We start from the raw sequence: 24,253 nt of genomic DNA, 5'->3' as shown, positions 1-24,253 counted from the left end.
CGATCATGACTCAGGTTCTCGACAATCCCGCCGACCAACCGACGCGCACCAAAGTACTGGCGTTTGCGCTGATGTGCGTCGGCTTTTTCATGGCGACACTCGATATCCAGATCGTCGCGTCATCGCTCAGAGATATTGGCGGCGGTTTGTCCGCGAGTCAGGATGAACTCTCGTGGGTGCAGACGTCGTATCTGATCGCGGAAATCATCGTGATTCCGATGTCCGGGTGGCTCACCCGTGTGTTCTCGACGCGCTGGTTATTTACGTTTTCCGCACTCGGTTTCACGATTACCAGCATGTTGTGCGGCCTCGCGTGGGACATCAATTCGATGATCCTGTTTCGCGGTTTGCAAGGCGCGCTCGGCGCCGCGATGATTCCTACCGTGTTCACGACAGCGTTCGTTCTTTTCCCCGGCAAACAGCGTCTGATTGCGTCGACCACGATCGGCGCACTGGCGTCGCTCGCGCCGACTATCGGGCCTGTGATCGGTGGATGGATTACGTCGCAATGGTCGTGGCATTGGCTTTTCTATCTGAACCTGCTGCCGGGTATTGCCGTCACGGTACTGGTGCCGAAGTATGTCCACATCGACAGGGTCGATCTTTCACTGCTGAAAAGAGGCGACTATCTCGGCATTCTGCTGATGTCGGGCTTTCTCGGTTGCCTGGAATACGTGCTCGAAGAAGGGCCGCGCAAGAACTGGTTCGGCGACGACGTGATCGTTTTCTGTGCGTGGGTGTCGGCGATATGCGGCTTTCTTTTTCTCGTGCATGCGTTCACCGCTAAAGAGCCGATTGTCGATTTGCGCGCACTCGCGGTCCGCAATTTTGGCATTGGCAGTTTGCTGTCGTTCATTACTGGCATTGGAATTTTCTGCACGGTGTTTCTGACGCCGGTGTTTTTAGCGCGGGTACGTGGCTTCGATTCGTTGCAGATTGGCCTCGCGTTGTTATCGGTCGGCTGTTTTCAGTTGCTGGCGTTGGGAGCTTATTCGATGCTGGCGCGCTTTGTCGATATGCGCCTGCTGATGGTGTTCGGACTCGCGCTGTTCGGCATCGGCTGCTACCTGTATGTACCGTTGACGAGTGACTGGGGCTGGCAACAGTTGCTGATCCCGCAAGCATTGCGCGGTATCGGCCAGCAATTCTGTATTCCGCCGATTGTGACGATGGCGCTCGGCGCATTGCCGCCGTCGAGGCTGCGCTCCGCGAGCGGTCTCTTCAATCTGATGCGTAATCTGGGCGGCGCGATTGGCATTGCAGTGAGTAGCACGATGCTCAACGATCGCCTGAACTTTCACTATGAACGTCTCGATGAACATCTGAACGCGGGACGCCCCGTAGTCGAATCCATCTTGCAGAAGCAGGCCGACTATCTCGCATCGGTTGGCGGAAACGTGTTGAATGCGGCCAACGCGGGACTCGGCGAATTGCATTCGGTACTGATGCGCGAAGCACTCGTGCTCACTTTCTCCGACGCGTTTCTCGCCGTAGCACTTTGTTTCGTGGTGGGTTTGTTGAGCGTGCTGTTCTCTCGCCCATTCGGCAATACCGCGCCGCCGCCGGAAGCTCACTGAGGAAATCGACATGAAGCCCATTCTGATGAAAGTACTGGCGAGCGCTGCATTGTTGACGCTCGCTGCGTGCGCGGTGCAACCGGCAACGCACGCGGATTTGCCGCAAACCGTGAAGACCATCGCGCCGGCCGCGTGGAGTGTCGATGCGCCGCAAGACAGTGTGAATGCCAATACATGGTGGGAGCAATTCGGCGACCCCGTGATGCATCAACTGGTCGAGTCGGTATTGACGGGTAATCTCGATGTGCAAGCGGCAGTGGAGCGCGTGAAGCAGGCACAGGATCTGGTCACGCAGAATCGCTCGGCATTGCTGCCCGAATTGAATGCGAACGCCACCGCGTCGAACACACGGCAGAACACGCCGCCACCGCTCGGCTATGTGCGTCAGGCGGGTATTGGACTGACGGCGAGCTGGACGCCTGATGTGTTCGGCGGCGAACGTCTCGCGGTTCTCGCGGCTCAGGCGCAAGTGTCGGGACGTCAGGCCGGGTTGAATCAGGTGAGGCTTGCTCTCGCGGCCAACACCGCAGCAGCTTATATCGATCTGCGCTGGGCGCAATCGCAATTGCAGATTCTCAGCGACAACGAGCAGATTCGCGCTCGCGCGCTGAAGCTCACGCAGGAGCGGCTGCACTACGGACTGTCGACGCAACTCGACGTCGCGCGTGCGCAGAATCAACTCGAAGATTTGCAATCGCAGATTCCGCGGATTCAGTCTGCCGTGCAACATCAATTGAGTTTGATTGCGGTGTATTCGGGGCGTACGCCCGAGAGCATCGACAGTTTGCTGCTCGCCAATGCCCGCGATATTCCCGTGCCCGCGCAGAGCGCGCCTCAGGTGCTGCCGTCCGACGCGCTATTGCAGCGCCCCGATGTGCGCACCGCATATGCGACGGTCGAACAGCGTGCGGCGGAAGTGGGGGTTTCGAAAGCGCAGCGCTATCCGCAGTTCAAGATCAATCTCGTGGACGGCCTGCTTGCTTCGTCGTATCTCGGCATGCCGACGCTGACCGACAATCTCTTTAGCGCCGCATTGAATGCAGCGAGTCCGATTTTCAACGCCGGTCGAATTACCGCTAACATCGACGCAAGCGAGAGTCGCATGCGCGAATCGCAACTCGGTTTGCAACAGACGATGTTGCAGGCGCTAAAGGAAATCGAGGACAACCGTAGCGATCTGGTGAGTGGTGGAGTTCAGGTGCAACGGCTGGGTGGCGCATTGGATGCATCGAATCATGCGCTGAAGTTGTCGACGGAACTATACAAGAATGGTGCATCCAGTTTCCTCGATGTTCTCGCTGCACAGGAGGCGTTTTTGCGTGACTCGGAGTCGCTAAACCAGGCGAAGCGCGAACACGCACTTGCGGCGGTTGCTTTGTATCGGTCGCTCGGAGGCGGGTGGGATGCGGCGGAAACGGTGGCCACGGCATCGACAGGTCAGTGAGGGAATAGCGCGCGGAGCGCAGGAACGATGATGGAAGTCGACTCCAGTTCCGCCGTGGTAATGTGGATCAACATCACTGCCTGCTCTGGAGACGTACACGATGATTTCACATGTTTTTATCGGCGTGAACGATTTTGATCGTGCCTTCAAATTCTATTCGAGCATCATGAATTCGCTCGGGCACAAGCTGAAGTTCTGCGAGCCCGGTAGACCATGGGCAGGCTGGGTGGCCGATGGGGCAACTCGCCCACTGTTTCTGATTGGCAGGCCACACGACTGCAATGCGGCAGAACATGGAAACGGGCAAATGGTGGCGTTGCTCGCGCCCGATCGACGAACGGTGGACCGCACATACGCTAGCGCGCTGGATAACGAGGGTGCTTGTGAAGGGGCACCCGGTCTACGAACCGAGTACCACCCCGATTACTATGGCGCGTATTTCCGCGATCCGGAAGGAAACAAGATTTGCGTTTGCTGCCACGATCCGCAGCGTTAAGGCGAATCGGCACGTGTAGAGCCGCTGTCGACAGGGTTCAATGGTGCGATGTTATTTACCGGCGAACCGAAGAGGTGCCCACATCATTCAGGACATGAGCTTCGGCTTCGCAACATCAAGCCTTCTCTTCTGCTACCGCATAGCGCCATTTGCTCGCATTGGAATCGATACGCGCATCGTTGGCGCTTCGTTGTTCTGCTCTTGCGCGGTCGGCCTTGTCGAGCGCTTGCGCCTGGGCCTGTCGCGACAGAGCAAACTCGCTCACTTTATCCGCCGTATGTGCAATACCTTTAGTCGATGGTCGCATGATGTCTCCAGAAATGAGGACCACCGGGTGCGATCCATGCTTGGACTGTATACCCATACAGCGGTGCAGGCACGATTTTTCCGTCGCTAATTGCATTGATTCAATTGTGCAATACACGACCTGGATTAATGCGGTAACAAATTCCTTGGTACATCGAGTTATTCGATGATTTCAAGTATGAATTGCCAAAAAAAGCCACGCATTAAGTCCTCGTAGCAGCAACGCACAATCACATCTTTGCTGTACCAGGCTGCTACGGTTTGCGCAAACCAGCAGATCAACCCGTCACTTGTCGGCCTTCAACCGGATAGTTGGGATCCGTATATCCCGGCGTCGACGCATGACCCGGAGGCACCAGACTGTCCACAAACTTCTCATCGTCAGGACCGAGTTGCAGTGTCAGTGCATCCATATAGCTGTCCCAATGCGCTTCCGTGCGCGGACCGGCAATAGCGGAACTCACAAGCTTGTTCTTCAACACCCAGGCAATAGCGAACGCGATCGAAGTCGTTCCGCGTTCAGCAGCGTGTGCCGCGACTTTCTGCGCAATAGCGAGCGATTCGGGACGCCACTCCGTCTGCTGAATACGCTTGTCACCGCGACCCGCGCGCGAATCGGCAGGCGGCGCGCCGTCGGGCGCGTATTTGCCGGTCAGCACCCCGCGCGCGAGCGGGCTGTAGGGCACGACGCCAATGCCGTAGTGTCCCGCAGCAGGCATCAGCTCGACCTCGGCCGTGCGGTCGACCATGTTGTACACCGGTTCGAGTGCAACAGGGCGATCAATGCCGAGCTGATCGGCGAGACGCACGACTTCCGCAATACGCCACGCGCGGAAATTGGACAATCCGAAGTAACGCACCTTGCCCTGGCGAATCAGGTCGCTAATCGCGCGCAATCCCTCTTCGAGAGGCGCATCGTTCAGCGAGCGGTGAAAATAAAGTACGTCGATGTAGTCGGTGCCCAGACGCTTCAGGCTCGCATCGACTGTCTGGCAAATCCATTTGCGCGACTGTCCCTGTTCGTTGGGACGAGCAGTAGCGGAAGCCGGATAACCAAACTTGGTCGCCACGACCCAATCGTCGCGTCGCTGCGCAATCGCGCGTCCGACGATTTCTTCAGACCGGCCGGCGTGATACACGTCGGCGGTGTCGATAAAATTCACGCCCTGATCGAACGCCTTGTCGATAATCCGGCGCGAGGTGGCTTCATCCGTTTCGCCGCCGAACATCATCGCGCCCAGGCAGAGCGGCGAAACCTTGAGGGCGCTGCGACCCAGATATCCATAGTCCATCATCATCTCTCCATGCAGGGTGGGCCTGCGGTTGCGAGAGCGCTTCGTGCTCGATGCCGTGAGCGCCCGTTCGTCGTTAGAGAGAGATGATAGAGAGCCTATATCTAGCGATAAAGCCCCTAAAACTGCAAGCTCCCATGAATTGAGTTCATGAATCGTATTTCATGTTTTCGATTCGTCATGGCGATAACGGATTGCGTCGATCACTACTGTCATCGCCCGCGAGAATTCGCGCCGGGTTGCATAGCAGGCATGCAAGCCGGGGAAGACCGGACACCATTCTTCGAGTACCTTGACGAGACGACCCGCTTCGACGTGTTCCTGGGCCAGGTCGGCCGGGATATAGGCGAGGCCATATCCCGACAGCGCAGCCGCCAGCATCTGGTAGGTCCCGTTAAACGCGAGTTGTCCATCGACCCGGACCTGCACTTCCCGGCTGCCCTTTTTGAGTTCCCATGGATAGAACCCGCCCAGCGTCGGCAAACGCAAATTGATGCATTGGTGTCGCGTCAGGTCCTGCGGCTTCTTCGGCCGCGCATGTTTCGCGAGGTATTCCGGCGTGCCCACGATGGCCATACGCATTTCCGGCGCGAGGCGTACCGCGATCATGTCCCTGGCGACCTGATCGCCATGGCGAACGCCTATGTCATAGCGATCCGCGACGATATCGGAGAGACCATAGTCCGTCGTAATCTCGACCTTGATATCCGGGTAGTCGTGCAGGACTTTCGACAATCTCGGCCACAGGACCGTTTCGGTCGCGTAGTCAGTCGCGGTAATGCGGATCGTGCCCGCCGGTTTGTCCCGGAACTCGGTGACGGCCGCCAGTTCCGCATCGATCTCTTCAAACCGGGGCGCGATGGTTTGAAGAAGGCGCTCGCCCGCTTCGGTCGGCGCGACGCTGCGTGTAGTTCGGGTCAGCAACCTCAGCCCGAGACGGGTTTCGAGCGAACGAATGGTGTGACTCAGCGCTGATTGCGATACGCCGAGTTGCGCGGCGGCCCGCGTAAAACTGCGCTCCCGCGCGACGACGATGAGAGCCAGCAGATCGTTATAACTTTCGCGACGCATTGATGAACTCACTTCATAGGTGTTTGCCGATTCTAGCGCCTAGTCGTACATGAGTGAGTACATTACATTTGCAAGGGTAGGCGGTGAATCGCAGGGACGCGCGAGCACCAATGAGGAGCCGACTCATGAAATCACTCGTTGTAACGATGCTGACGCTCGCGCTCGGCGTCGCCGCCTGTTCGCAAATCGATAGGAAGACTGATATGGATAATTCGAACCGCTCCACCTCCGCGAACGCATTCGAAGGAATGCGCGCCGTTTCCCCCGCTCTCGAGCGCTATACGACTGACATAGTGTTGGGCGACCTCTGGAAGCGGCCGCAACTTTCGGCACGGGATCGAAGCGTGGTCACGCTGTCGGTGCTGATCGCGCGCAATCAGAGCACGGAGTTGCCGTTCTACCTCGATCTCGCACTCGACAGCGGTCTCAAGCCCAGCGAGATTTCAGAGATCGTCACGCACCTCGCGTTCTATTCCGGTTGGGCCAATGCGACTGCGGCTGTGAAGGTAACGAGCACCGTATTCGAAAGGCGTGGAATTACGACGGCGCAGCTTCCGCAGGCGTCCGTTGAATTTCTTCCCCTCGACAAGGCCGCAGAAGCACAACGTGAGAGCACGGTGCAAAACAACTTCGGCGCGGTGTCGCCAGGTGTCGTTCAATTCACGCGAGACGCGCTGTTCAACGACCTGTGGCTGCGACCGGGACTTGCGCCGCGCGACCGTAGCCTGGTGACGGTCAGCGCGCTGGTTGCAAGCGGGCAGGTCGCGCAACTGACTTACCATTTGAACCGGGCAATGGATAACGGACTGACCAAAGAACAGGCCGCTGAAGTCATGACGCAACTGGCGTTCTATACGGGTTGGCCGAATGTTTTCACTGCGCTTCCTGTGGTGAAGGACGTGCTTGAAAAGAGACCCGGTTGATCCGCTTGAAGCGAACACGGCTTGCAATGCTCGACCAGAGAGAAACCGGATGCCTGAAAAGCTCGATGGCGCGACGCGTCTGTTTCCGATCATCGGCGATCCGATCAGGTTCGTGAAATCACCGCAGCAGTTGAGCCGTGGTTTCGCAGCTCGCAACTACAACGGTTTATGCGTGCCGATGCAGGTCGCGAAGGCCGATCTGCAAACGGCCATGCAGGCACTGACGCTGACAGCGAACGTCGACGGACTGTTGGTCACGATGCCGCACAAATCCGCGGCGTTCGCCTACTGCGCCACCACTTCCGATACCGCACGGCTGCTGGGTTGTGTCAGTGTCATGCGCCGCAACGTGGACGGTACATGGCATGGCGACATGCTCGACGGTCTCGCGTTCGTGAAAGCGCAAACGGACCACGGCGCTCACGTGAAGGATGGCCGCGCATTGCTGGTCGGCGCCGGTGCGGCGGGTAGCGCGATAGCAATCGCATTGCTCAAAGCGGGTGTGCACGAACTGATCATTAGCGATACAGATGAATCCCGGGCAATACATCTGACGGAGATCGTGTCGCGTGTTAGCGAGGGGCGTGTGCGTGTCGGCCCCGCCGATCCAACAGGATGCACGCTGGTATTCAACGCGACTCCAATGGGATTCGCCGACACCGATCCTCTTCCTGTTGGCGCGGATCTGCTGGATTCATCCATGTTCGTCGGCGACGTGATTGCCGGGCACGGCGTGACGCCGTTTCTGAAAGCGGCTCAGTCGGCAGGCTGCAAGACAGCGAACGGCGCGCAGATGGTCGATGCGGTCCAGCAAATGATGCTGGATTTTCTGCTGTGCAAGCGGGCCGGGTAAGAGCCGGCCAAACCGCTTCGCGCCATATCTAATCAGCCCCAATTCAATTGGGGGAACGTCAGCCCATGCGCTGACGACAACATCAACCTCCAGGACTATTGATATGAATCCCACCTACGATTTCAGAGGTCAGGTCGCGCTAGTGACGGGCGCCAGCTCGGGAATGGGTTTGGAAACGGCCAAGGCTTTCGCCGAAGCAGGCGCTGCCGTTGCACTCGTCGACCGCGACGCGGAAAAACTCAACACGGCAACCGGGATGTTGACAGCCGCCGGACACCGGGCCATCGGCATTGTGTGCGACGTCACCGATGAAGCGCAGGCCAAGGCCGCAGTCGATCGCACCGTCGCGGAGTTCGGCCGCCTCGACATGGCCTATAACAACGCCGGCATCCTCGGCCCGATGTGCGAGATGTCAGCGGAACCCGCCGACGGTTATGACGAAGTGCTGGCCGTCAATCTGCGCGGCATCTGGACCTTCATGAAACACGAACTGCTGCAGATGAAGAAGCAGGGTAGCGGCGCAATCGTGAACTGCTCGTCGCTCGGCGGCCTGGTCGGCCTCGCGGGTCGCGCGGCGTATCACGCCAGTAAGCACGGCGTGATCGGTCTAACCAAGAGCGCCGCTCTCGACGTCGCGGCGCAGGGCATACGCGTGAACGCAATCTGCCCGGGTTGCATCGACACGCCGATGGGCGGCGAGATCGATCCAGAGGCGATGAAAGTGTTCCTCAAGGATCAGCCTATCGGTCGGATGGGGAGGTCCGAAGAGGTTGCGGCGGCCGTGCTCTGGTTATGCAGCCCCGGTGCCAGTCTGATTGTCGGCGTAGCGTTGCCCGTGGATGGCGGCTTCGTCGCACACTGAGGTTTTGGAACTGCGCGGCCGGAGGCTCCATTGCAGGCTTCCGGTTCGTGCCACGCCCTGAAACCTCAAACACCTCAGTCGAAAATTCGCTACGCATCAACCGTAAAAATTCTCTGCCAGATAGAGTCGAATAGAGCCAAAAGATCTGGATAAAGTTTTTTAATCCGCGCCGGTTTCGTTTAGCATCAGTGCCACTTAAACAAACAAGAAAAGATCACGAGACATGGCACTTATCGCGCGAAACCTTCTGGCTATAGTCGTATTGCTATTCATTGCCTACCTCTTCTCCACCAATCGCCGGGCGATTCGCTTACGAACTGTAATCAGTGCGCTGCTTGCGCAAATCGGCATCGGCGCATTCATTCTTTTTGTGCCGGTGGGCAAGACGATTCTTTCGGCCGCCGCGTCCGGCGTCAACGATGTACTCGGCTACGGCAATGCCGGTATCGAGTTCCTGTTCGGCGGACTCGTTCAATCGAAAATGTTCGAGGTATTCGGCGACGGCGGTTTCGTTTTCGCGGTGCGCGTGCTGCCGGCCATCATCTTCGTCACCGCGCTGATTTCGGTGCTGTACTACATCGGTATCATGCGCTGGATCGTGATCGTACTCGGCACGGTGTTTCAGAAACTGCTGGGTGTATCGAAGCTCGAATCGTTTTCGGCGGTCACAACCATCTTCCTCGGTCAAAGCGAAATGCCCGCCGTGGTCAAGCCGTTTGCGCGCGACATGACCGGCGCCGAACTGTTCACGGTGATGTCGAGCGGTATGGCGGCGGTCGCCGGTTCGGTGCTGGCCGGTTATGCGGGCCTTGGCGTACCGATCCAGTACCTGCTCGCCGCGTCGTTCATGGCGGTGCCCGGCGGCTTGCTGTTCGCAAAGATCATTCACCCGACCACCGAGCCGAGCCGCGTGCATCTGGAGAACCTCAGCTTCGACGAGAAGCGCCCGGCCAACGTGATCGAAGCAGCGAGTTCCGGCGCGACGGTCGGCCTGAAAATCGCTGTGATGGTCGGCGCGATGCTGATTGCGTTCGTCGGGCTGATTGCGTTGGTGAACGGCATCGTGGGCGGCATCGGCGGCTGGTTCGGCCATCCGCAACTGTCGATGCAATCGATCCTCGGCACCGTGTTCGCGCCGCTCGCTTATCTGATCGGCGTGCCGTGGAACGAGGCCGCGATTGCCGGTAATTTTCTTGGGCAGAAGCTGATTCTCAACGAGTTCGTCGCATATGCGTCGCTGTCGCCGTATCTGAAAGACGCCGCGAGCGTGACGGCGGCCGGTTTGCAGGTGCTCGATCCGCGTACCATTGCTATCCTGTCGTTCGCGCTGTGCGGCTTCGCGAACTTCGCGTCGATCGCGGTGCTGACGGGCGGCTTTAGCGCCGTCGCGCCCGAACGCCGCGCCGAAGTCGCGCGCTACGGACTGCGTGTCGTGCTCGCCGCGACGCTCTCGAACCTGATGAGCGCGACGATTGCGGGCATGTTCCTGACGCTGAACTGAATCGAGGATCGCTGTATGAAGATGGAACAATTGCTGGAACGCGCGGGCGTCGCGCGAGAAAAGGCCTATGCGCCTTATTCGAAATTCAAGGTCGGTGCTGCGCTGCTGACTAAAGACGGCAAGGTATTCGACGGCTGCAATGTCGAGAATGCGTCGTACGGTTTGTGCAATTGCGCGGAACGTACCGCGTTTTTCAGCGCAATTGCGGCGGGGTATCAGCGTGACCAGTTTGCGGCACTGGCTGTTATCGGCGATACGGACGGCCCGATTTCGCCTTGTGGCGCGTGCCGTCAGGTGATCATCGAACTGGGCGGCCCCGATCTGCCGATCCGCCTCGGCAATCTGCACGGCGCGACACGCGACACCACCGCGCGCGAGCAATTACCGGACGCGTTCTATCTATGAGCAAGCACAAGATCATCTACGACACCGACCCCGGCGTGGACGATGCAATGGCGCTCGTGTTTCAGGCGTTGCATCCCGATGTCGAATTGCTGGGGCTGACGAGCGTATTCGGCAACGCCACGATCGAAACGACCACACGTAATGCGCGTTTTCTGGCCGGACGTTTCGCACAGGGCGTGCCGGTTGCGCAGGGCGCCGCTGCGCCGCTCAGGCGCGTAGCGCCCGAACCGCTCGCATGGATTCACGGCGACAACGGTCTGGGCAATATCGAACTGGATACAACGGACGAAGCGCCGCTCGACGCCCGTCCCGCGCATCGCTTCATCATCGACACCGTACGCGCGCATCCGGGCGAGGTGACCTTGCTCGCGGTGGGGCCGCTCACGAATCTCGCGCTTGCGCTCGCCGACGATCCGCAGATAGCGCCGCTCGTCAAGCAGGTGGTGATCATGGGCGGCGCATTCGGCATCGACGGCGTGCTCGGCAACGTGTCGCCTGCAGCGGAGGCCAATATTCTCGGCGATCCCGATGCGGCCGATATCGTGCTCGGCGCAGCGTGGCCGGTTGCGATCGTCGGGCTCGATGTCACGCAACCCACCATCATGAGTCGCGAGTATCTCGCTTCGTTGCGCGATCGCGGCGGCGTGCCCGGTGAGTTCGTGTGGCAAGTGTCGCGGCACTATGAGGCTTTTCACGAACAGAGCGCGCAACTGCAAGGCATTTACGTGCACGATTCGTCAGCGGTTGCGTATGTCATCGCACCGCATCTCTATACGACGCGCAGCGGTCCGGTGCGCGTGCTGACCGACGGCATCGCGGTCGGGCAGACCATCCAGAAGCCGTCGACCCTGCCCGTTCCCGCGCCGGAGTGGGACAGCCGGCCCGACTGCAAAGTGTGTATCGCGGTGGACGTGCCCGGCATGCTCGCGCTCTACGAAGACACGATCTGCGGCACGCTTCCGGCTTGATGCGCTGGAACTGCACACGGCCCGTTTCGCGCGCGGCGATCGCTGCAACGTGCCGCGCAGCACAATCGCACGATTGATCTGATTTAAGCCGCCTTTCGCAACAGTGCATTGCAGCATGTCGAAGCCCGCAATCGTGCGCGATGCCCTGCGTCATTCTTTGCTACATTTCAGCACACGCACTGCGCGCGCGGCCAGCAGGAGATCATCGCCGCAGCGCGCGTGACTGAAATCTATCAAGAGGCCAAAGATGCGAATTCTAGTAGTTGGGGCGGGCGCGGTAGGCGGTTACTTCGGCGGACGTCTCGCGGCGGCGGGTGAAGACGTGACGTTTCTCGTGCGCCCCGGCCGTGCGGAAAAGCTGCAGCGCGATGGACTGGTCATCAAAAGCGTGCGCGGCGATCTCACGCTGCACGGCGTCAAAACCATTCTCGCGGGCGTCAATGCCGAGCCTTTCGATCTCGTGCTGCTGAGTTGCAAAGCCTATAGCCTCGACGACGCAATTGATTCGTTCGCGCCGCTGGTCGGCGAGTCGACGCTGATTCTGCCGATGCTCAACGGCATGCGCCATATCGACGTGCTCAAGGAGAAGTTCGGCGCGTCGCGCGTGCTCGGCGGCCAGTGCGTGATTGCCGCGACGCTGAACGCGCAGCAGCAGATCGTGCATCTGAACGACATGCAGGCCGTCACATTCGGCGAACTGACGGGCGGCACGTCCGAACGCGTTCAGGCGATTGCCGACGCGATGGCCGGCGCGAATTTCGACGTGTCGGTCAGCGACAATATTTTGCTGCGCATGTGGGAAAAGTGGGTGTTCCTCGCGACGCTCGCGGCGAGCACGTGCCTGATGCGTGGTTCGATCGGCGATATTCTGGCTGCGCCCGACGGCAAGCGCGTGATAGAAAATCTGCTGGGCGAGTGCCGCGCGGTGGCCGAGCATCAGGGCTTCACGATGGGCCCGGATTTCGACACCCGCGCCACGCAAACGCTCTTTACGCCGACGCCGCTCACTGCGTCGATGCTGCGCGACGTCGAAAATCACTCGCATACCGAGGCGGATCACATTCTCGGCGACCTGATCTCGCGCGGCGGCGATGCGCAAAAGGGCGAGCATGGCGTGTCGTTGCTGCGTATCGCCTATAGTCATCTGAAGACGTATGAAGCGCGGCAGACCCGCACGTCCTGAGCGGGTGAGGTAGCGCGGGAAGCATGACGGAAGCACGAGGAAAGCACGAGCAAAGCGGAGAAGGAAGCTTGTCACAGCTTAATCACCGGAGGTGAAGCATGCCGAGTCCAGCCGGATCCGTGCCCGCACTCAGTGGGGCGTCGGCAACCATCTTCTCGATTGGTATCGTGTTTCTCGGCTACTGGGGCATGTATGAGCCGACACGCTGGCGCGTCATCGACATTTTCGTTTTCGTGTTTGCGCTGATCGGCTTCGCCTGTCTCGGACTCGTGCCCTGGATGGCCACGAGTCCGGTCGAGCCGGAAACCAGCGATTCGCGCGTTCGCATTGCGCGACATCTGTTTCTGTCGGGCGTGATAGCGCTCTGGCTCGCGGTGGCGCTGTCGGTGATCTTCTGAACGGCGCGGTTATCCGCTGAACGCGTGGAACGTGCCCAGCGGTTTTCAACTGCCCGTTAAAACAGGCGCGGCGTTCCTACCCACACCACCACCGACTCCTTGCGCGCCGTGTTCGCCCAGCTGTGCGGCACCGTCGATTCATAGTGCGCGGTGTCGCCCGCTGCCAGCACGAACGTCTTGCCTTCGAGCGTCAGCGAAATCTCTCCGTCCAGCACGTAAAGGAATTCTTCGCCCGCGTGCGTGGTGACCTCCGAACGCTTCTGCCCCGGCGGCATCTTGACGAGGATCGCTTCGAGCTGACGGCCGCCTGTCAGGTTGGTGAGGCGCGCAAACAGATTCGCCGAATCGGCAAAGCCGAAGAACTTCAAATGATCGCCCCGGCTCACGCTGCGTTCTTCGCTCGGGGTGTCGACGAAATACTGGACGTTGACGCCGAGCGCGTGCGCGATTCCCGCCAGCGACGTGAGAGAAGGCGACGCCAGCCCGCGCTCGACCTGCGACAAAAACGGTTTGGAAATGCCTGCCGCAGTCGCGGTGTCGTCCAGCGTGCGCTTGAGCCGTTGCCGCAGCGCGCGAATCTTGCTGCCGATTTCGAGTGCGGGATTGCTTGTTTGAATTGTCGTAGCCATAGCGAGTGGAAGTGAGCCCGTCAAAATTTGTTTGGTAAAGGTAAATATGTTTTGATACGGTGACGGTTTTGAGCCGGTCGGCCGGCTGGCTCCGGTGATGCAAACAACGCATTATTTTGAAGCAATACGCTTATGTTGCCAGAATTGAAACTCGCATCAGACGAATTGACCGGCGGCTTTCAGGTCGTCGTAAGGGCATTCGGTAAAAGCGGGAGTATCCGCCGTGTAAGTCCGATTTAAGAGGCGTGAATATAAATCGGCCTAACGGATTGATGCAAAAGAGATTTTTTCAAAGGCAAGCCCACGCTTCGGCTACGTGTGCGAATGAAACGACAAGTAATGAACTCCAAATCAGTGGATTCCCTGAGTGACGTCAGCGGGGTCTTATTTGCAGAATTGGCGCCGTTTGCGGAACGATGCCGGCGAGCAAAGCGGAGGCAAAATTGCCTGTCGAATCGCACGGCTATCCGACCGCTGTTTATCATTCCGCCCGCAGCGATCCTGCGGGGCGGAGCGTTGTCCGGCACGTTCCATCCGAACGGTGCCGGGCGTAAGGACACGATCATTACTGCCGACACTTCCCCGCGCGGGCGTACAGCCCGCCAAAGCCCTCGCCGGAGCCCGGTTTTCCGCGATGCTTTATCATTGAGCCCGCTCCGCTGGCCGGAGCCTGAGGCCGAGCTTGAACCCGCGCCTGAGTCCAATCCGGCGCAGCTTGCCGCGAGGCGGGCCTCCATACCCCATCTTCTGGTTTTTCCGCTGGCCTTGGCGAATTAGCGCGTGACCGTTGCGTCGATGACGACGTGCCGGACAGCGCCGACTTGCCAGCCGAACGGCGCAATCTTCGCCGACTGTTTTTCCAGATCCCGTATTTCGCGCCGCGCGGCCAGACCGTGCGACGCCGTAACCGTTTGAACTAGAGGTACACGATGATTTCATCCCATCCGCCGGGCGCACGCGTCTCGCAGACCCGTTCGTTTTCGACGGTCTTCCTGATCGAGATGTGGGAGCGTTTCGGCTACTACGGCATGGCTGCGCTGCTCGTGCTGTTCATGATCGACAAGCTGAAGTTCGCCGACAGCCAGGCGACGCTGACATGGGGCGCGTTCACCGCGCTCGTGTACGCGGCGCCGTCGATCGGCGGCTGGATCGGCGACAAGGTTCTGGGCGCGCGCCGCACGATGATTTTCGGCGCGATCGTGCTGTCGGCGGGTTATCTGATGCTGGCGTTGCCGAACGACCAACTGTCGTTCATGTACGCGTCGCTCGGCGTGATCGTGGTCGGCAACGGCCTCTTCAAGGCGAACGCCGCGAACCTCGTGCGCCGCATTTACGAAGGCGACGACGCGCGCATCGACAGCGCGTTCACGATCTATTACATGGCGGTCAACGTCGGCTCGACCGTGTCGATGCTCGCGACGCCGTGGATCAAGGATCACTGGGGCTGGCACGCCGCGTTCGCCGTGTGCTGCGCGGGCATGCTGCTGGCAGTGGTGAACTACTTCATCATGTTCCGCACGCTCGCGCACATCGGCTCGGCGCCGGACGAGCAACCGGTGCGCTGGACGCGCGTCGGCGCGGTGGCGCTGGGCGGCATCGCGGTTGGCGCGGGCACGATGTTCGTGCTGCAGCACAAGGCGATCGCCGTGGCCTGCGTGTACACGGCGGGCGTCGCGATTCTGGCGATCTTCGGCTACATGCTGATGAAAGCGGAGCGCTCGGAGCGTTCGGGTCTCGCCGCCGCGCTGATCCTGACCGCCCAGGTCATCCTGTTCTTCGTGTTCTATCAGCAGATGTCGACGTCGCTCACGCTGTTCGCGCTGCGCAATGTCGATCCGCGTTTCGTGCTGTTCGGGCAGACCTGGTTCACGTGGAGCGCCGCGCAGTTTCAGGCGCTCAATCCGATCTGGATCATGCTGCTGAGCCCGTTGCTCGCGATGCTCTATACGAAACTCGCGAACAGCGGCAAGGACGTGCCGGTCGCGGTGAAATATGCGTTCGGTTTCGCGGTCGTCGCGGCGGGCTTCTTCGTTTATGCAGCGAGCGGCAAATACGCGGTGAACGGCCGCGTGTCGTCGTGGTTCATGGTCGGCGGCTACGGTTTGTACTCGCTCGGCGAACTGCTGGTGAGCGGCCTGGGTCTCGCGATGATCGCGCGCTACGTCCCCGCGCGAATGAGCGGTTTCATGATGGGCGCGTACCTCGTGGCGACCGGCGTGTCGCAGTATCTGGGCAGCGTGGTGGCGAATTTCGCGCAGATGCCGGCCGGCGATCTCGATCCGCTCGAATCGCTGCCGCTCTATACGAAGCTGTTCACCGGCCTCGGCTGGCTGGCGGCGGCGGGCGCACTGGTGGCGATTCTGCTGTTGCCGCTGATGGGCAAACTCTCGCGTGAGCATCAGCGTTGCTCCGCGCAGGCGCGTGAGGACGAGCGGCAAAATGCCGCTTCGCATGCCGCTGTAGCGGAGTAACTCGACAGATAGTCGGCTTAAAAAAATGGCGCGCCTCTTCATTTGAGGCGCGCCATTTTGCATTCTGGCGGCCGGACTTTTGTCTATACGTCTGCATCGATTCGTGAACGACATCGCTTTTCACGCGTACTTCCGCATGGGAATAGCGCAGATCGTAAAAGTCCGCCGGACGGCATCGACCGGCGTTAAGCTAACGCCTTCAATCTGGTCATCAGAAAAACTCCTTTCCCGATCGTCGAGGTAGCCACTCGCATGGACATTCATATCGCTGTCGAAGGGCATCACGATCTGTCCGGACAGATTTATCGCCAGTTGCGCGCCGGTATCCTCGAAGGACGTCTTGCGGGCGGCACGCGATTGCCGTCCACGCGCGATCTCGCCACGCAACTGGGCGTGTCGCGCAAAACCACGCTCGACGTTTTCGAGCGCCTGCTTTCTGAAGGCTATCTGAGCACGCGCGCCGGGTCGGGCACCTTCGTTGCCGATGGTTTGCAGCGTTTGCCGCTGGAGCGCTCGTCGCATGCGAAGGCGGCCGAGTCGTCGCGTGAGCGCACGAAGAAGGCGCGGGACGCTGCCGCGCGTCCGCAGCCGCTGTGGGAGCAGATGCCCGAGAGCTTCCCGTTGCCGCGTCCGTCGGTGCCGTCGCCGCAAGACTTCGTGGGCGGTGCAACCGACAAGTCGCTGTTTCCGTTCGACGTGTGGCGCCGCTGTGTGAATCACGCGTTGCGTACGCAGGCGCGCGGTACGGGCATGTATCGCGAGGTGGCGGGCGAGCAGGAGTTGCGCCTCGCGATTTCGCGCTACCTGGCGTTCAACCGGGCCGTGACGAGCAATTGGGAGGACGTCATCGTCACGCAAGGCGCTCAGCATGCGCTCGACCTGATGGCGCGTATCACGTTGCGCCCAGGTGAGATCGCCGCGATCGAAGACCCCGGTTATCCGCCTGCGCATGCATGTTTTACGGCGACCGGCGCGCGGGTCGTGCCGGTGCCGGTGGATCGCGAAGGACTGATCGTCGGCCAGCTGCCGGACAAGGCGCGGCTCGTCTACGTGACGCCTTCGCACCAGTTTCCGCTCGGCATGCCGATGAGTCTCGAGCGTCGCGTCGAACTGCTCGAATGGGCGCAAAAGCGCGGCGCGGTGATTATCGAGGACGACTACGACTGCGAATACCGCTTCGAAGGACGGCCCATGGAGCCGCTGAAAAGCCTGGATCGCGCGGGGCTCGTCGCCTACGTGGGGACGTTTTCCAAAACCATCTTCCCGGAATTGCGGATGGGTTACGTTGTGCCGCCGGCGTCGCTTTACGGTCCGCTGCTCAAGGCACGCCAGATTGCCGACTGTCACGGCTGCACGCTGACGCAAACCGCGCTTGCATCGTTCATGCTCAACGGCGACTTCGCCAAGCACCTGCGACGCATGCACAAGACCTACGCGGCGCGCCGGGCGACGCTGCTCGACCATCTGCAAGGCGATCTCGCCGCATGGTTCGAGCCGATCGTGCCGACTGCGGGCATTCACCTGGCGGCGTATCTGAAAGCGCCGTTGATGGAGGACGCGGTCGTCAACGCGGCGCGTTCGGCATCGATCGGACTGTACGGGCTGGCGCCGTTTCATCGGGAGATGAAACCGCAGCCGGGCTTGATGTTCGGTTACGGCAGCATCGCGGTCGAGCATATCGACGCGGCGCTCGCGAAGCTCGCCGGGCTTCTGCCGCGCCTCGTGAAATAGCGTTTGGCCGATGCGAGAATGGTGCCGACGATCGCCCGCGTCGCGCTGCTGCGACCGTATTTTCTCCGCTGTATGAAGCGTGATTGTGAATGCAGCGGGCGCGGGCCGCGACGGAAACGCCACGACACGGCGGCTGAAACATCAGTCGCCCGAGCGCGATTCATGCGTCTCTCATCGGCCACCCGAAAGCTGACAAGCAGCCATCTTTTGACGATCTTCCGACTTCTGTCGAACCTATCCCGAAGACGAAAAGTGTCTTTATTCATGCATCGAAACGATCTGTAACGAGCGTTACGTGTTCGTGTTGCCAGCTCGCACAACGCACGTTTACCCGCTAAAACAAGGCTCAAAATGTGTTGCGGAGTCAGCGCCGCGCAACAAACCTTCGCGCTGATACACAAAAGAGTCGCGCAAATCGCATTAGCGCTTGTAGAATCCGGCGTTGAAGCGTGCACATACCGTATGCGCTTCGTGCAATTCACTGACCACTACAGGTAGGAGAAACATGCCGACTTCCGCAAAAAAGGTGGCCAAGAAGGCTGCTGCCCCGGTACCGACCAAGAAGGTTGCTGCAAAGAAAGTTCCTGCGAAGAAAGCCGTCGCAGCTAAGAAGGTCGCCGTGAAGGCTTCCAGCGCACTGTCGCCGATCAAGGACACCTTCACGAAGGCCTCGCTGGCTGCTCACGTCGCTGAAAAAGCCGCTGTGGAACCGAAGACCGCCAAGGCTGTTCTGGCCGCGCTCGAAGACACCATCCTCGGCGCAGTGCACAAGAAGGGCGCTGGCGAATTCACGCTGTCGGGTCTTCTGAAGATCGTCGTGCAAGCTGTTCCGGCGAAGAAGAAGCGCTTCGGCAAAGACCCGTTCTCGGGTGAAGAGCGCTGGTTCCCGGCCAAGCCGGCTAGCGTGCGCATCAAGGCACGTCCGCTGAAGAAGCTGAAAGACGCTGCAGCAGGCTGATCGTTTCATCCGTTGGCGCGCTTCGAAGTTTTCTTCAATCGCGTTTGACGTTTGAGCAGATCCGCAGTGCAAGTAGTCTGAATCCCCGTGGGTGAAAATCCACGGGGATTTTTTTATGTCCGTTCACAGAAGCGTCATGTTTTATGCGTCGTGCGCGTTGTGCGAATGCGCACCGCGGTGCTACGTATGCACCGTACTAGCGCATCGTGATCCGCCGCAGTACGATGGCGGCGAAGCCGTGCCGGTCGGGATGCGCCGTTAGCGTGCATGCAACGTGTTTCAACACGCTAAAAGCTCAATGGCATAGCGCTTGCTTGATCGATTGTCGAACACCGAATGCGCAGCGCATTCGCCTTCTATCCGACAACAAGAGCGGGGCGTGACATGCGATGCTATGACGAGATGCGTCATCATGACGATGCCGTGCGGCCACACTATTCGCGCTTCGAGCGATGGTTGGTCCAGCAGGGCAACGAGGCGATCGCACGCAAGCGTGCGGAAGCCGATCTGCTGTTTCGCCGGGTCGGAATCACGTTCGCAGTGAACGGCGATCTGTCCGGCACCGAGCGGCTGATTCCATTCGACCTGATTCCGCGCATCATTCCGCGCGGCGAATGGTCCACGCTGGAAGCCGGCCTGCGCCAGCGGGTGCAGGCGCTCAATCTGTTCATCCACGACGTCTATCACGATCGCAATATCGTGCGCGCGGGCATCGTTCCGGACGAGCAGGTCTATACCAATGCGCAGTACCGGCCCGAGATGCAGGGCGTGAATGTGCCGCTCGGTGTTTACGCGCATATTGCCGGGGTCGACGTGGTGCGGGCCGGCGACGAGGGCGAGTTCTACGTGCTCGAAGACAATCTGCGCGTGCCGTCGGGCGTCTCCTATATGCTCGAAAACCGCAAGATGATGATGCGGCTTTTTCCCGAGCTGTTCGTGCAGAACCGCATTGCGCCGGTCGCGCATTATCCCGATCTGCTGCTCGATACGTTGCGTTCGGTCGCGCCCGAAGGCGTCGACGATCCGGTGGTCGTCGTGCTCACGCCGGGCATGTACAACTCCGCGTATTTCGAGCACACCTTCCTCGCGCAGCAGATGGGCGTGGAACTGGTGGAAGGCAAAGACCTGTTCGTCGACGACAACTATGTGTTCATGCGCACGACGCAGGGGCCCAAGCGCGTCGACGTGATCTACCGTCGCGTGGACGATGACTTTCTCGACCCGCTCGCGTTCCGCGCCGACTCGGCGCTCGGCGTGCCGGGTCTGCTCACTGCGTATCGCGCGGGCCGCGTGGCGCTCGCGAATGCAATGGGCACCGGTATCGCCGACGACAAATCGATCTATCCGTACGTGCCGGAAATGATCGAGTTTTACCTCGGTGAGAAACCGATCCTGAATAACGTGCCCACGTTCCAGTGCCGCAAGCCTGAAGACCTCGCGTACACGCTCGCGCATCTGCCGGAACTGGTCGTCAAGGAAGTGCACGGCGCGGGCGGCTACGGAATGCTGGTCGGGCCGGCCTCGACGAAGGCTGAAATCGAGTCGTTCCGCGAACGTCTGATCGCGCGTCCGGCCGGTTATATCGCGCAGCCTACGCTGGCGTTGTCCGCGTGTCCGACGTTTGTCGAAGCGGGCATCGCGCCGCGCCATATCGATCTGCGGCCGTTCGTGCTGTCCGGCAAGACCGTCACGATGGTGGCCGGAGGACTCACGCGCGTGGCGTTGCAGGAGGGCTCGCTGGTCGTCAATTCGTCGCAGGGGGGCGGCACCAAAGATACGTGGATGGTCGACTGACGCAGTTGCCGATGCGCTCGCCATGCCGTCCGCAGCCGGGCGGCCAGGCTGGCGCTTCGCCAACCCAGCGCGCCGGGGTAGCTCGCACGATGCGACACGCAACATGCAGCACGCCGCCGGCGCACACGGATAACCAGCGCGAGCCTTCTTACTTCGACTTAAGGCCTCGCGTCATCAGATACGGAACGCCGTCATGCTAAGCCGCACTGCCGATCATCTTTTCTGGATGGCCCGCTACATGGAGCGCGCGGAGAACACCGCCCGCATGCTCGACATCAATCTGAAGGCACTGCTGTTGCCGCAGACGACCGAACAGGAAGCGCGCGCGCAACGTTCGGTGCTGCGCATCTCCGAACTCGAAACCGCGTTCGCGCAGCGCTACGACGAACCGACGCACGAACACGTGCTGCATTTCATGGTCGCGGATTCGACCAACCCGTCGAGCATTCATTCGTGTCTGCAGGCCGCGCGCGAAAACGCCCGGGCCGTGCGCGGCACGTTGACGACCGAATGGTGGGAGACCATCAACGATACGTGGCTCGAATTCAACGAGCGCATTTCGTCGGGGCAGGCGGCGAGTAATCCGGGCGCGCTGTTCGAGTGGGTCAAGTTCCGCTCGCATCTGTCGCGCGGCGTGACGATCGGCACTGCGTTGCAGGACGACGCGTTCTTCTTCACGCAGCTCGGCACCTACCTCGAACGGGCCGACAACACCGCGCGGATTCTCGACGTGCGTTTCGCCGACGTCGAACCGAATTCACGCGACGCCGCGCGTCAGCTCGAAGATTTCTATTACTGGACCTCGATCCTGAGTTCGGTGTCCGCGCTGGAAATTTATCGCAAGGTGTATCGCGATGTGGTCACGCCCGCGCGCGTGGTCGAACTGATGATCCTGAACCAGCAGATGCCGCGTTCGCTGCTTGCGTCGCTTGAAGGCGTCTGCGCGAACCTGGCGATGCTGCGCACTTCGGGCTCGAATCAGTGCGAACGTTTCGCCGGCAAGCTGCGCGCCGAACTCGTGTATTCCGACATCCGGCAGATTTTCGAAGCCGGCCTGCACGCCTATCTGACACAGTTCCTGGCTCGCGTGTTCGAGCTGGGCAATATGGTGGCGCGTACGTATCTGATGCTGCCAGTCGCCTGACGGAGTTTTTTATGTACCTGACGATCCGCCACGACACTTCCTATCGCTATGAAGCGACCGTTCACTATTCGATCCAGCAACTGCGTCTGACGCCTGCAAGCGGCGCCGCGCAGGTGGTGCGGCGCTGGCACATCGACGCGCCGGGCAAGCTCGACGCGACCTTCGACGCGTACGGCAACGTGCTGCACACGCTGGTGATCAACAAGCCGCATAACGAGATCCGCCTGCATGTGTCGGGCGAAGTGGAGACGATTCCTCTCGTCGACGGGCTTTTGCGCGACGCGGTCGGCCCGATTCCGCTCGAACATTTCACCTGCGCAACGCGGCTGACCGAGGCCGACGCGGCGATCCGCGAACTCGCTCAAGCGGTGCCGGCTCTCGACAGTTCGAGCAGCCTGATCGCGCTGTCCGAGCAGATCGTGCAGCGCGTGAAGTACAACTCGGGCATTACCGAAGTCACCAGCACGGCCGCGCAGGCGCTGGCGTTGGGCAACGGCGTGTGTCAGGACCATGCGCATCTGATGCTGGCCTGCTGCCGCGCGCGCGGAATTCCGGCGCGCTACGTGAGCGGCTATATCGAACCGGGCGAGATTTCTCCGGCTGCGGCATCGGTCGAGGCGCCTCACGGCGCGAGCCATGCGTGGGTGGATGTGTGGCTCGAGGGTAAGGGCTGGATTTCCATCGACGTCACGCACGCCGCGTTTGCCAGCGAGATTTATTGCCGTCTGGCGGTCGCTCGCGACTATGAAGCGGCTGCGCCGGTGCGTGGGCGACGCATAGGCGGGTTGGAAGAGGAACTGAAGGTGTCGGTGACCGTTAGCGCCCAACAGACGCAGTAGGCGGTTATTTGAGCTGCACGTGAGCGTGCCGCCGTCCACTCTGGCGAGCGGCAGCGCTCACATCTCTTCAGATTGAGTCCGCAAAGGCCGTAATACGGAACAGAGGCGCATGCGCGCCGCATTACAATAGCGCCGTTCAGTGGTTTTTTGCGGGACTTTCCTATGACTTACTGTGTCGGTAGGTGGTTAAACCAATTGGCGGTATATCTGGCAACGATTTCAGCGGATCCATGTCGCGATTTTCGTATTTAGCTACCACCCTAGCTACCGTAGCGTAGGCCACTGGAAATTGGCCCCTACTATATAGATAGGTCTAGCGTCTCTTTAGACGTTCGCGGCGGCAACGGATAAGCCTCTGCCTTCATCTCATCAGCCGGGAACAGGTTTAGGAATGACCGCGCTTCATCGGTCGACCGAGCGCCCAGCCAATCGTCGTATTCTTCGGGCCGCAAGATGACGACCGAACGTTTCTCGGCACCGGGCCGGTGGAAGCGCTTCATCAGCGGATGATCATCGGCGTTGACTGTCAGCATCGTGAATGACATGGCTAGGCCTTCCGGCTCATCCCATGTTCGCCACAGCCCGGCAATCGCCAGCGGCCTGTTGTCCAGTCCGATCCTCCAGCGCACCGGCTTGCCAGTCTCGTAGTTCGGCTCGTAGAACCACGCGCAAGGAATCAGGCAAAGCTGCAGCTTTTTCCATGCGCCGCTGAAGCTACGTTTTTCGCCGATCGTCTCCGCGCGCGCATTCATCGTGTCGAACACCTTCACGCCAGGCGGAATGTGTTTCCTCGGCACCATGCCGAAGGTGGCGGGATCGGTGCGCCGCTCGCCTTCGCTCAGCCTGAGGATTGGGGCCACGTAGTCTTTGTACGTCTCGCGCTTGTATTCGAACCTCGGGACCGGGAAATCGGTGAATGCCTCGAACAGATCGCCTTGAGCGGGTTCATAGCTGGTGCACATGGGAGCCTCCTAGGAACACTCCCATGATAGTGTCAGATGCAATGCCGAGAATCCTGGCTATACTGTGTTTTTATACAGTGTTTTGCCATGCCGCTTCCAGACTTCGAATTCCCGACGCTTTATGACTTGCGCCGACTATGGGTTGAACGCAAAGGGGACCGAGAAGTCCGCAACCTGATTCTCGAGATTGAGCGCACGCGCCGTCGTATCCGGGCGATCCAGGAGTTGCATCGGGTGATCGACAAGTGCTGGAAAGAGAAGGGTGGCGGCAATCTGGTTGCGCTGGAAGAGTTGCGAGTGCTGTTGCTTGAGGAAGGCTGGCGAGACGGTACGATGGATGAGCGGCCGAAGGAATGACGCGCCATGGCACTAGCCAATCCATATGGGACACCCAGACCATGCCGAGGATGCGAGCATTGGGCATCCGAACTCGCAGGCGGTGCGTG

Annotated in this window: 23 protein-coding genes; 18 read left to right on the top strand and 5 right to left on the bottom strand. The window is 60.2% G+C overall.

The annotated features are described in order from the left end of the window. Positions 1-5: 5 nt before the first annotated feature. The 3 genes from BLS41_RS26110 to BLS41_RS26100 all read left to right on the top strand — a co-directional run bounded on the left by BLS41_RS26110 (position 6) and on the right by BLS41_RS26100 (position 3,517). Positions 6-1,577: a DHA2 family efflux MFS transporter permease subunit gene (locus BLS41_RS26110; RefSeq protein WP_074771186.1), complete on the top strand. Its 1,572-nt coding sequence runs from the start codon at positions 6-8 to the stop codon at positions 1,575-1,577. A gap of 10 nt (positions 1,578-1,587) precedes the next feature. After that, positions 1,588-3,021 (top strand): efflux transporter outer membrane subunit, encoded by a 1,434-nt coding sequence (locus BLS41_RS26105; protein ID WP_074770108.1) that lies wholly within the window; start codon positions 1,588-1,590, stop codon positions 3,019-3,021. 100 nt (positions 3,022-3,121) lie between these two features. Beyond that, complete coding sequence (locus BLS41_RS26100; RefSeq protein WP_074770104.1) at positions 3,122-3,517, top strand: VOC family protein; 396 nt, start codon at positions 3,122-3,124, stop codon at positions 3,515-3,517. Between the two features lie 115 nt (positions 3,518-3,632). Here the strand turns inward: BLS41_RS26100 and BLS41_RS26095 are convergent, their stop codons facing one another. The 3 genes from BLS41_RS26095 to BLS41_RS26085 form a co-directional block, all read right to left on the bottom strand. Continuing rightward, complete coding sequence (locus tag BLS41_RS26095; protein ID WP_074770100.1) at positions 3,633-3,824, bottom strand: hypothetical protein; 192 nt, start codon at positions 3,822-3,824, stop codon at positions 3,633-3,635. Positions 3,825-4,101: 277 nt separating this feature from the next. Continuing rightward, positions 4,102-5,115, bottom strand: a complete 1,014-nt coding sequence (locus BLS41_RS26090; protein WP_074770098.1) for an aldo/keto reductase — start codon at positions 5,113-5,115, stop codon at positions 4,102-4,104. 162 nt (positions 5,116-5,277) lie between these two features. Further along, complete coding sequence (locus tag BLS41_RS26085; protein ID WP_074770096.1) at positions 5,278-6,186, bottom strand: LysR family transcriptional regulator; 909 nt, start codon at positions 6,184-6,186, stop codon at positions 5,278-5,280. A 125-nt stretch (positions 6,187-6,311) separates the two neighbouring features. On the opposite strand from BLS41_RS26085, the gene BLS41_RS26080 reads away from it, so the two are divergent. The 8 genes from BLS41_RS26080 (at position 6,312) to BLS41_RS26045 (ending at position 13,279) form a co-directional block, all read left to right on the top strand. Continuing rightward, a complete protein-coding gene (locus BLS41_RS26080) occupies positions 6,312-7,109 on the top strand; it encodes a carboxymuconolactone decarboxylase family protein (RefSeq protein WP_143026367.1) in 798 nt (265 codons plus the stop codon). Between the two features lie 49 nt (positions 7,110-7,158). Beyond that, positions 7,159-7,962: a shikimate dehydrogenase family protein gene (locus tag BLS41_RS26075; protein WP_074770094.1), complete on the top strand. Its 804-nt coding sequence runs from the start codon at positions 7,159-7,161 to the stop codon at positions 7,960-7,962. A gap of 103 nt (positions 7,963-8,065) precedes the next feature. Further along, positions 8,066-8,824 carry an SDR family oxidoreductase gene (locus BLS41_RS26070; protein WP_074770092.1) on the top strand — a complete coding sequence of 253 codons (759 nt, stop codon included), beginning with the start codon at positions 8,066-8,068 and terminating at the stop codon, positions 8,822-8,824. 223 nt (positions 8,825-9,047) lie between these two features. After that, positions 9,048-10,325, top strand: coding sequence for a NupC/NupG family nucleoside CNT transporter (locus BLS41_RS26065; RefSeq protein ID WP_074770090.1), 1,278 nt, complete (start codon positions 9,048-9,050; stop codon positions 10,323-10,325). Between the two features lie 15 nt (positions 10,326-10,340). Continuing rightward, positions 10,341-10,730, top strand: a complete 390-nt coding sequence (locus BLS41_RS26060) for a cytidine deaminase (RefSeq protein ID WP_074770087.1) — start codon at positions 10,341-10,343, stop codon at positions 10,728-10,730. Beyond that, positions 10,727-11,698 (top strand): nucleoside hydrolase, encoded by a 972-nt coding sequence (locus BLS41_RS26055; RefSeq protein ID WP_074770085.1) that lies wholly within the window; start codon positions 10,727-10,729, stop codon positions 11,696-11,698. The genes BLS41_RS26060 and BLS41_RS26055 overlap by 4 nt, the downstream gene beginning before the upstream one ends. Positions 11,699-11,945: 247 nt before the next feature. Then, positions 11,946-12,881, top strand: coding sequence for a 2-dehydropantoate 2-reductase (panE, locus tag BLS41_RS26050; protein WP_074770083.1), 936 nt, complete (start codon positions 11,946-11,948; stop codon positions 12,879-12,881). A 98-nt stretch (positions 12,882-12,979) separates the two neighbouring features. Then, positions 12,980-13,279 (top strand): hypothetical protein, encoded by a 300-nt coding sequence (locus BLS41_RS26045; protein ID WP_074770081.1) that lies wholly within the window; start codon positions 12,980-12,982, stop codon positions 13,277-13,279. 56 nt (positions 13,280-13,335) lie between these two features. Here BLS41_RS26045 and BLS41_RS26040 read toward each other — a convergent pair whose 3' ends face one another. Continuing rightward, positions 13,336-13,908, bottom strand: coding sequence for a cupin domain-containing protein (locus BLS41_RS26040; protein WP_074770079.1), 573 nt, complete (start codon positions 13,906-13,908; stop codon positions 13,336-13,338). A 929-nt stretch (positions 13,909-14,837) separates the two neighbouring features. On the opposite strand from BLS41_RS26040, the gene BLS41_RS26035 reads away from it, so the two are divergent. The 6 genes from BLS41_RS26035 to BLS41_RS26010 all read left to right on the top strand — a co-directional run bounded on the left by BLS41_RS26035 (position 14,838) and on the right by BLS41_RS26010 (position 22,845). Next, positions 14,838-16,379, top strand: coding sequence for a peptide MFS transporter (locus tag BLS41_RS26035; protein ID WP_074770077.1), 1,542 nt, complete (start codon positions 14,838-14,840; stop codon positions 16,377-16,379). Positions 16,380-16,631: 252 nt separating this feature from the next. Next, positions 16,632-18,110 (top strand): MocR-like pyridoxine biosynthesis transcription factor PdxR, encoded by a 1,479-nt coding sequence (locus tag BLS41_RS26030; protein WP_074770075.1) that lies wholly within the window; start codon positions 16,632-16,634, stop codon positions 18,108-18,110. A 505-nt stretch (positions 18,111-18,615) separates the two neighbouring features. Beyond that, positions 18,616-19,068, top strand: coding sequence for an HU family DNA-binding protein (locus BLS41_RS26025; RefSeq protein WP_074770073.1), 453 nt, complete (start codon positions 18,616-18,618; stop codon positions 19,066-19,068). A 384-nt stretch (positions 19,069-19,452) separates the two neighbouring features. Continuing rightward, a complete protein-coding gene (locus BLS41_RS26020) occupies positions 19,453-20,862 on the top strand; it encodes a circularly permuted type 2 ATP-grasp protein (RefSeq protein ID WP_074770071.1) in 1,410 nt (469 codons plus the stop codon). A 193-nt stretch (positions 20,863-21,055) separates the two neighbouring features. Beyond that, complete coding sequence (locus tag BLS41_RS26015) at positions 21,056-22,006, top strand: alpha-E domain-containing protein (RefSeq protein ID WP_074770069.1); 951 nt, start codon at positions 21,056-21,058, stop codon at positions 22,004-22,006. Positions 22,007-22,017: 11 nt separating this feature from the next. Further along, on the top strand, positions 22,018-22,845 hold the full coding sequence (locus BLS41_RS26010) for a transglutaminase family protein (RefSeq protein WP_074770067.1): 828 nt from the start codon (positions 22,018-22,020) through the stop codon (positions 22,843-22,845). Between the two features lie 299 nt (positions 22,846-23,144). Here BLS41_RS26010 and BLS41_RS26005 read toward each other — a convergent pair whose 3' ends face one another. Next, positions 23,145-23,807: an SOS response-associated peptidase gene (locus tag BLS41_RS26005; protein ID WP_074770065.1), complete on the bottom strand. Its 663-nt coding sequence runs from the start codon at positions 23,805-23,807 to the stop codon at positions 23,145-23,147. Between the two features lie 87 nt (positions 23,808-23,894). Between BLS41_RS26005 and BLS41_RS26000 the strand changes: the two genes are divergently transcribed. Beyond that, on the top strand, positions 23,895-24,164 hold the full coding sequence (locus tag BLS41_RS26000; RefSeq protein ID WP_143026366.1) for a hypothetical protein: 270 nt from the start codon (positions 23,895-23,897) through the stop codon (positions 24,162-24,164). Positions 24,165-24,253 lie beyond the last annotated feature (89 nt).

The organism is Paraburkholderia fungorum (genome assembly GCF_900099835.1).
Taxonomy (GTDB): domain Bacteria; phylum Pseudomonadota; class Gammaproteobacteria; order Burkholderiales; family Burkholderiaceae; genus Paraburkholderia; species Paraburkholderia fungorum_A.
The sequence above is the reverse complement of the archived record's forward strand: the minus strand, read 5'-3'. Positions and strand labels throughout refer to the sequence as shown.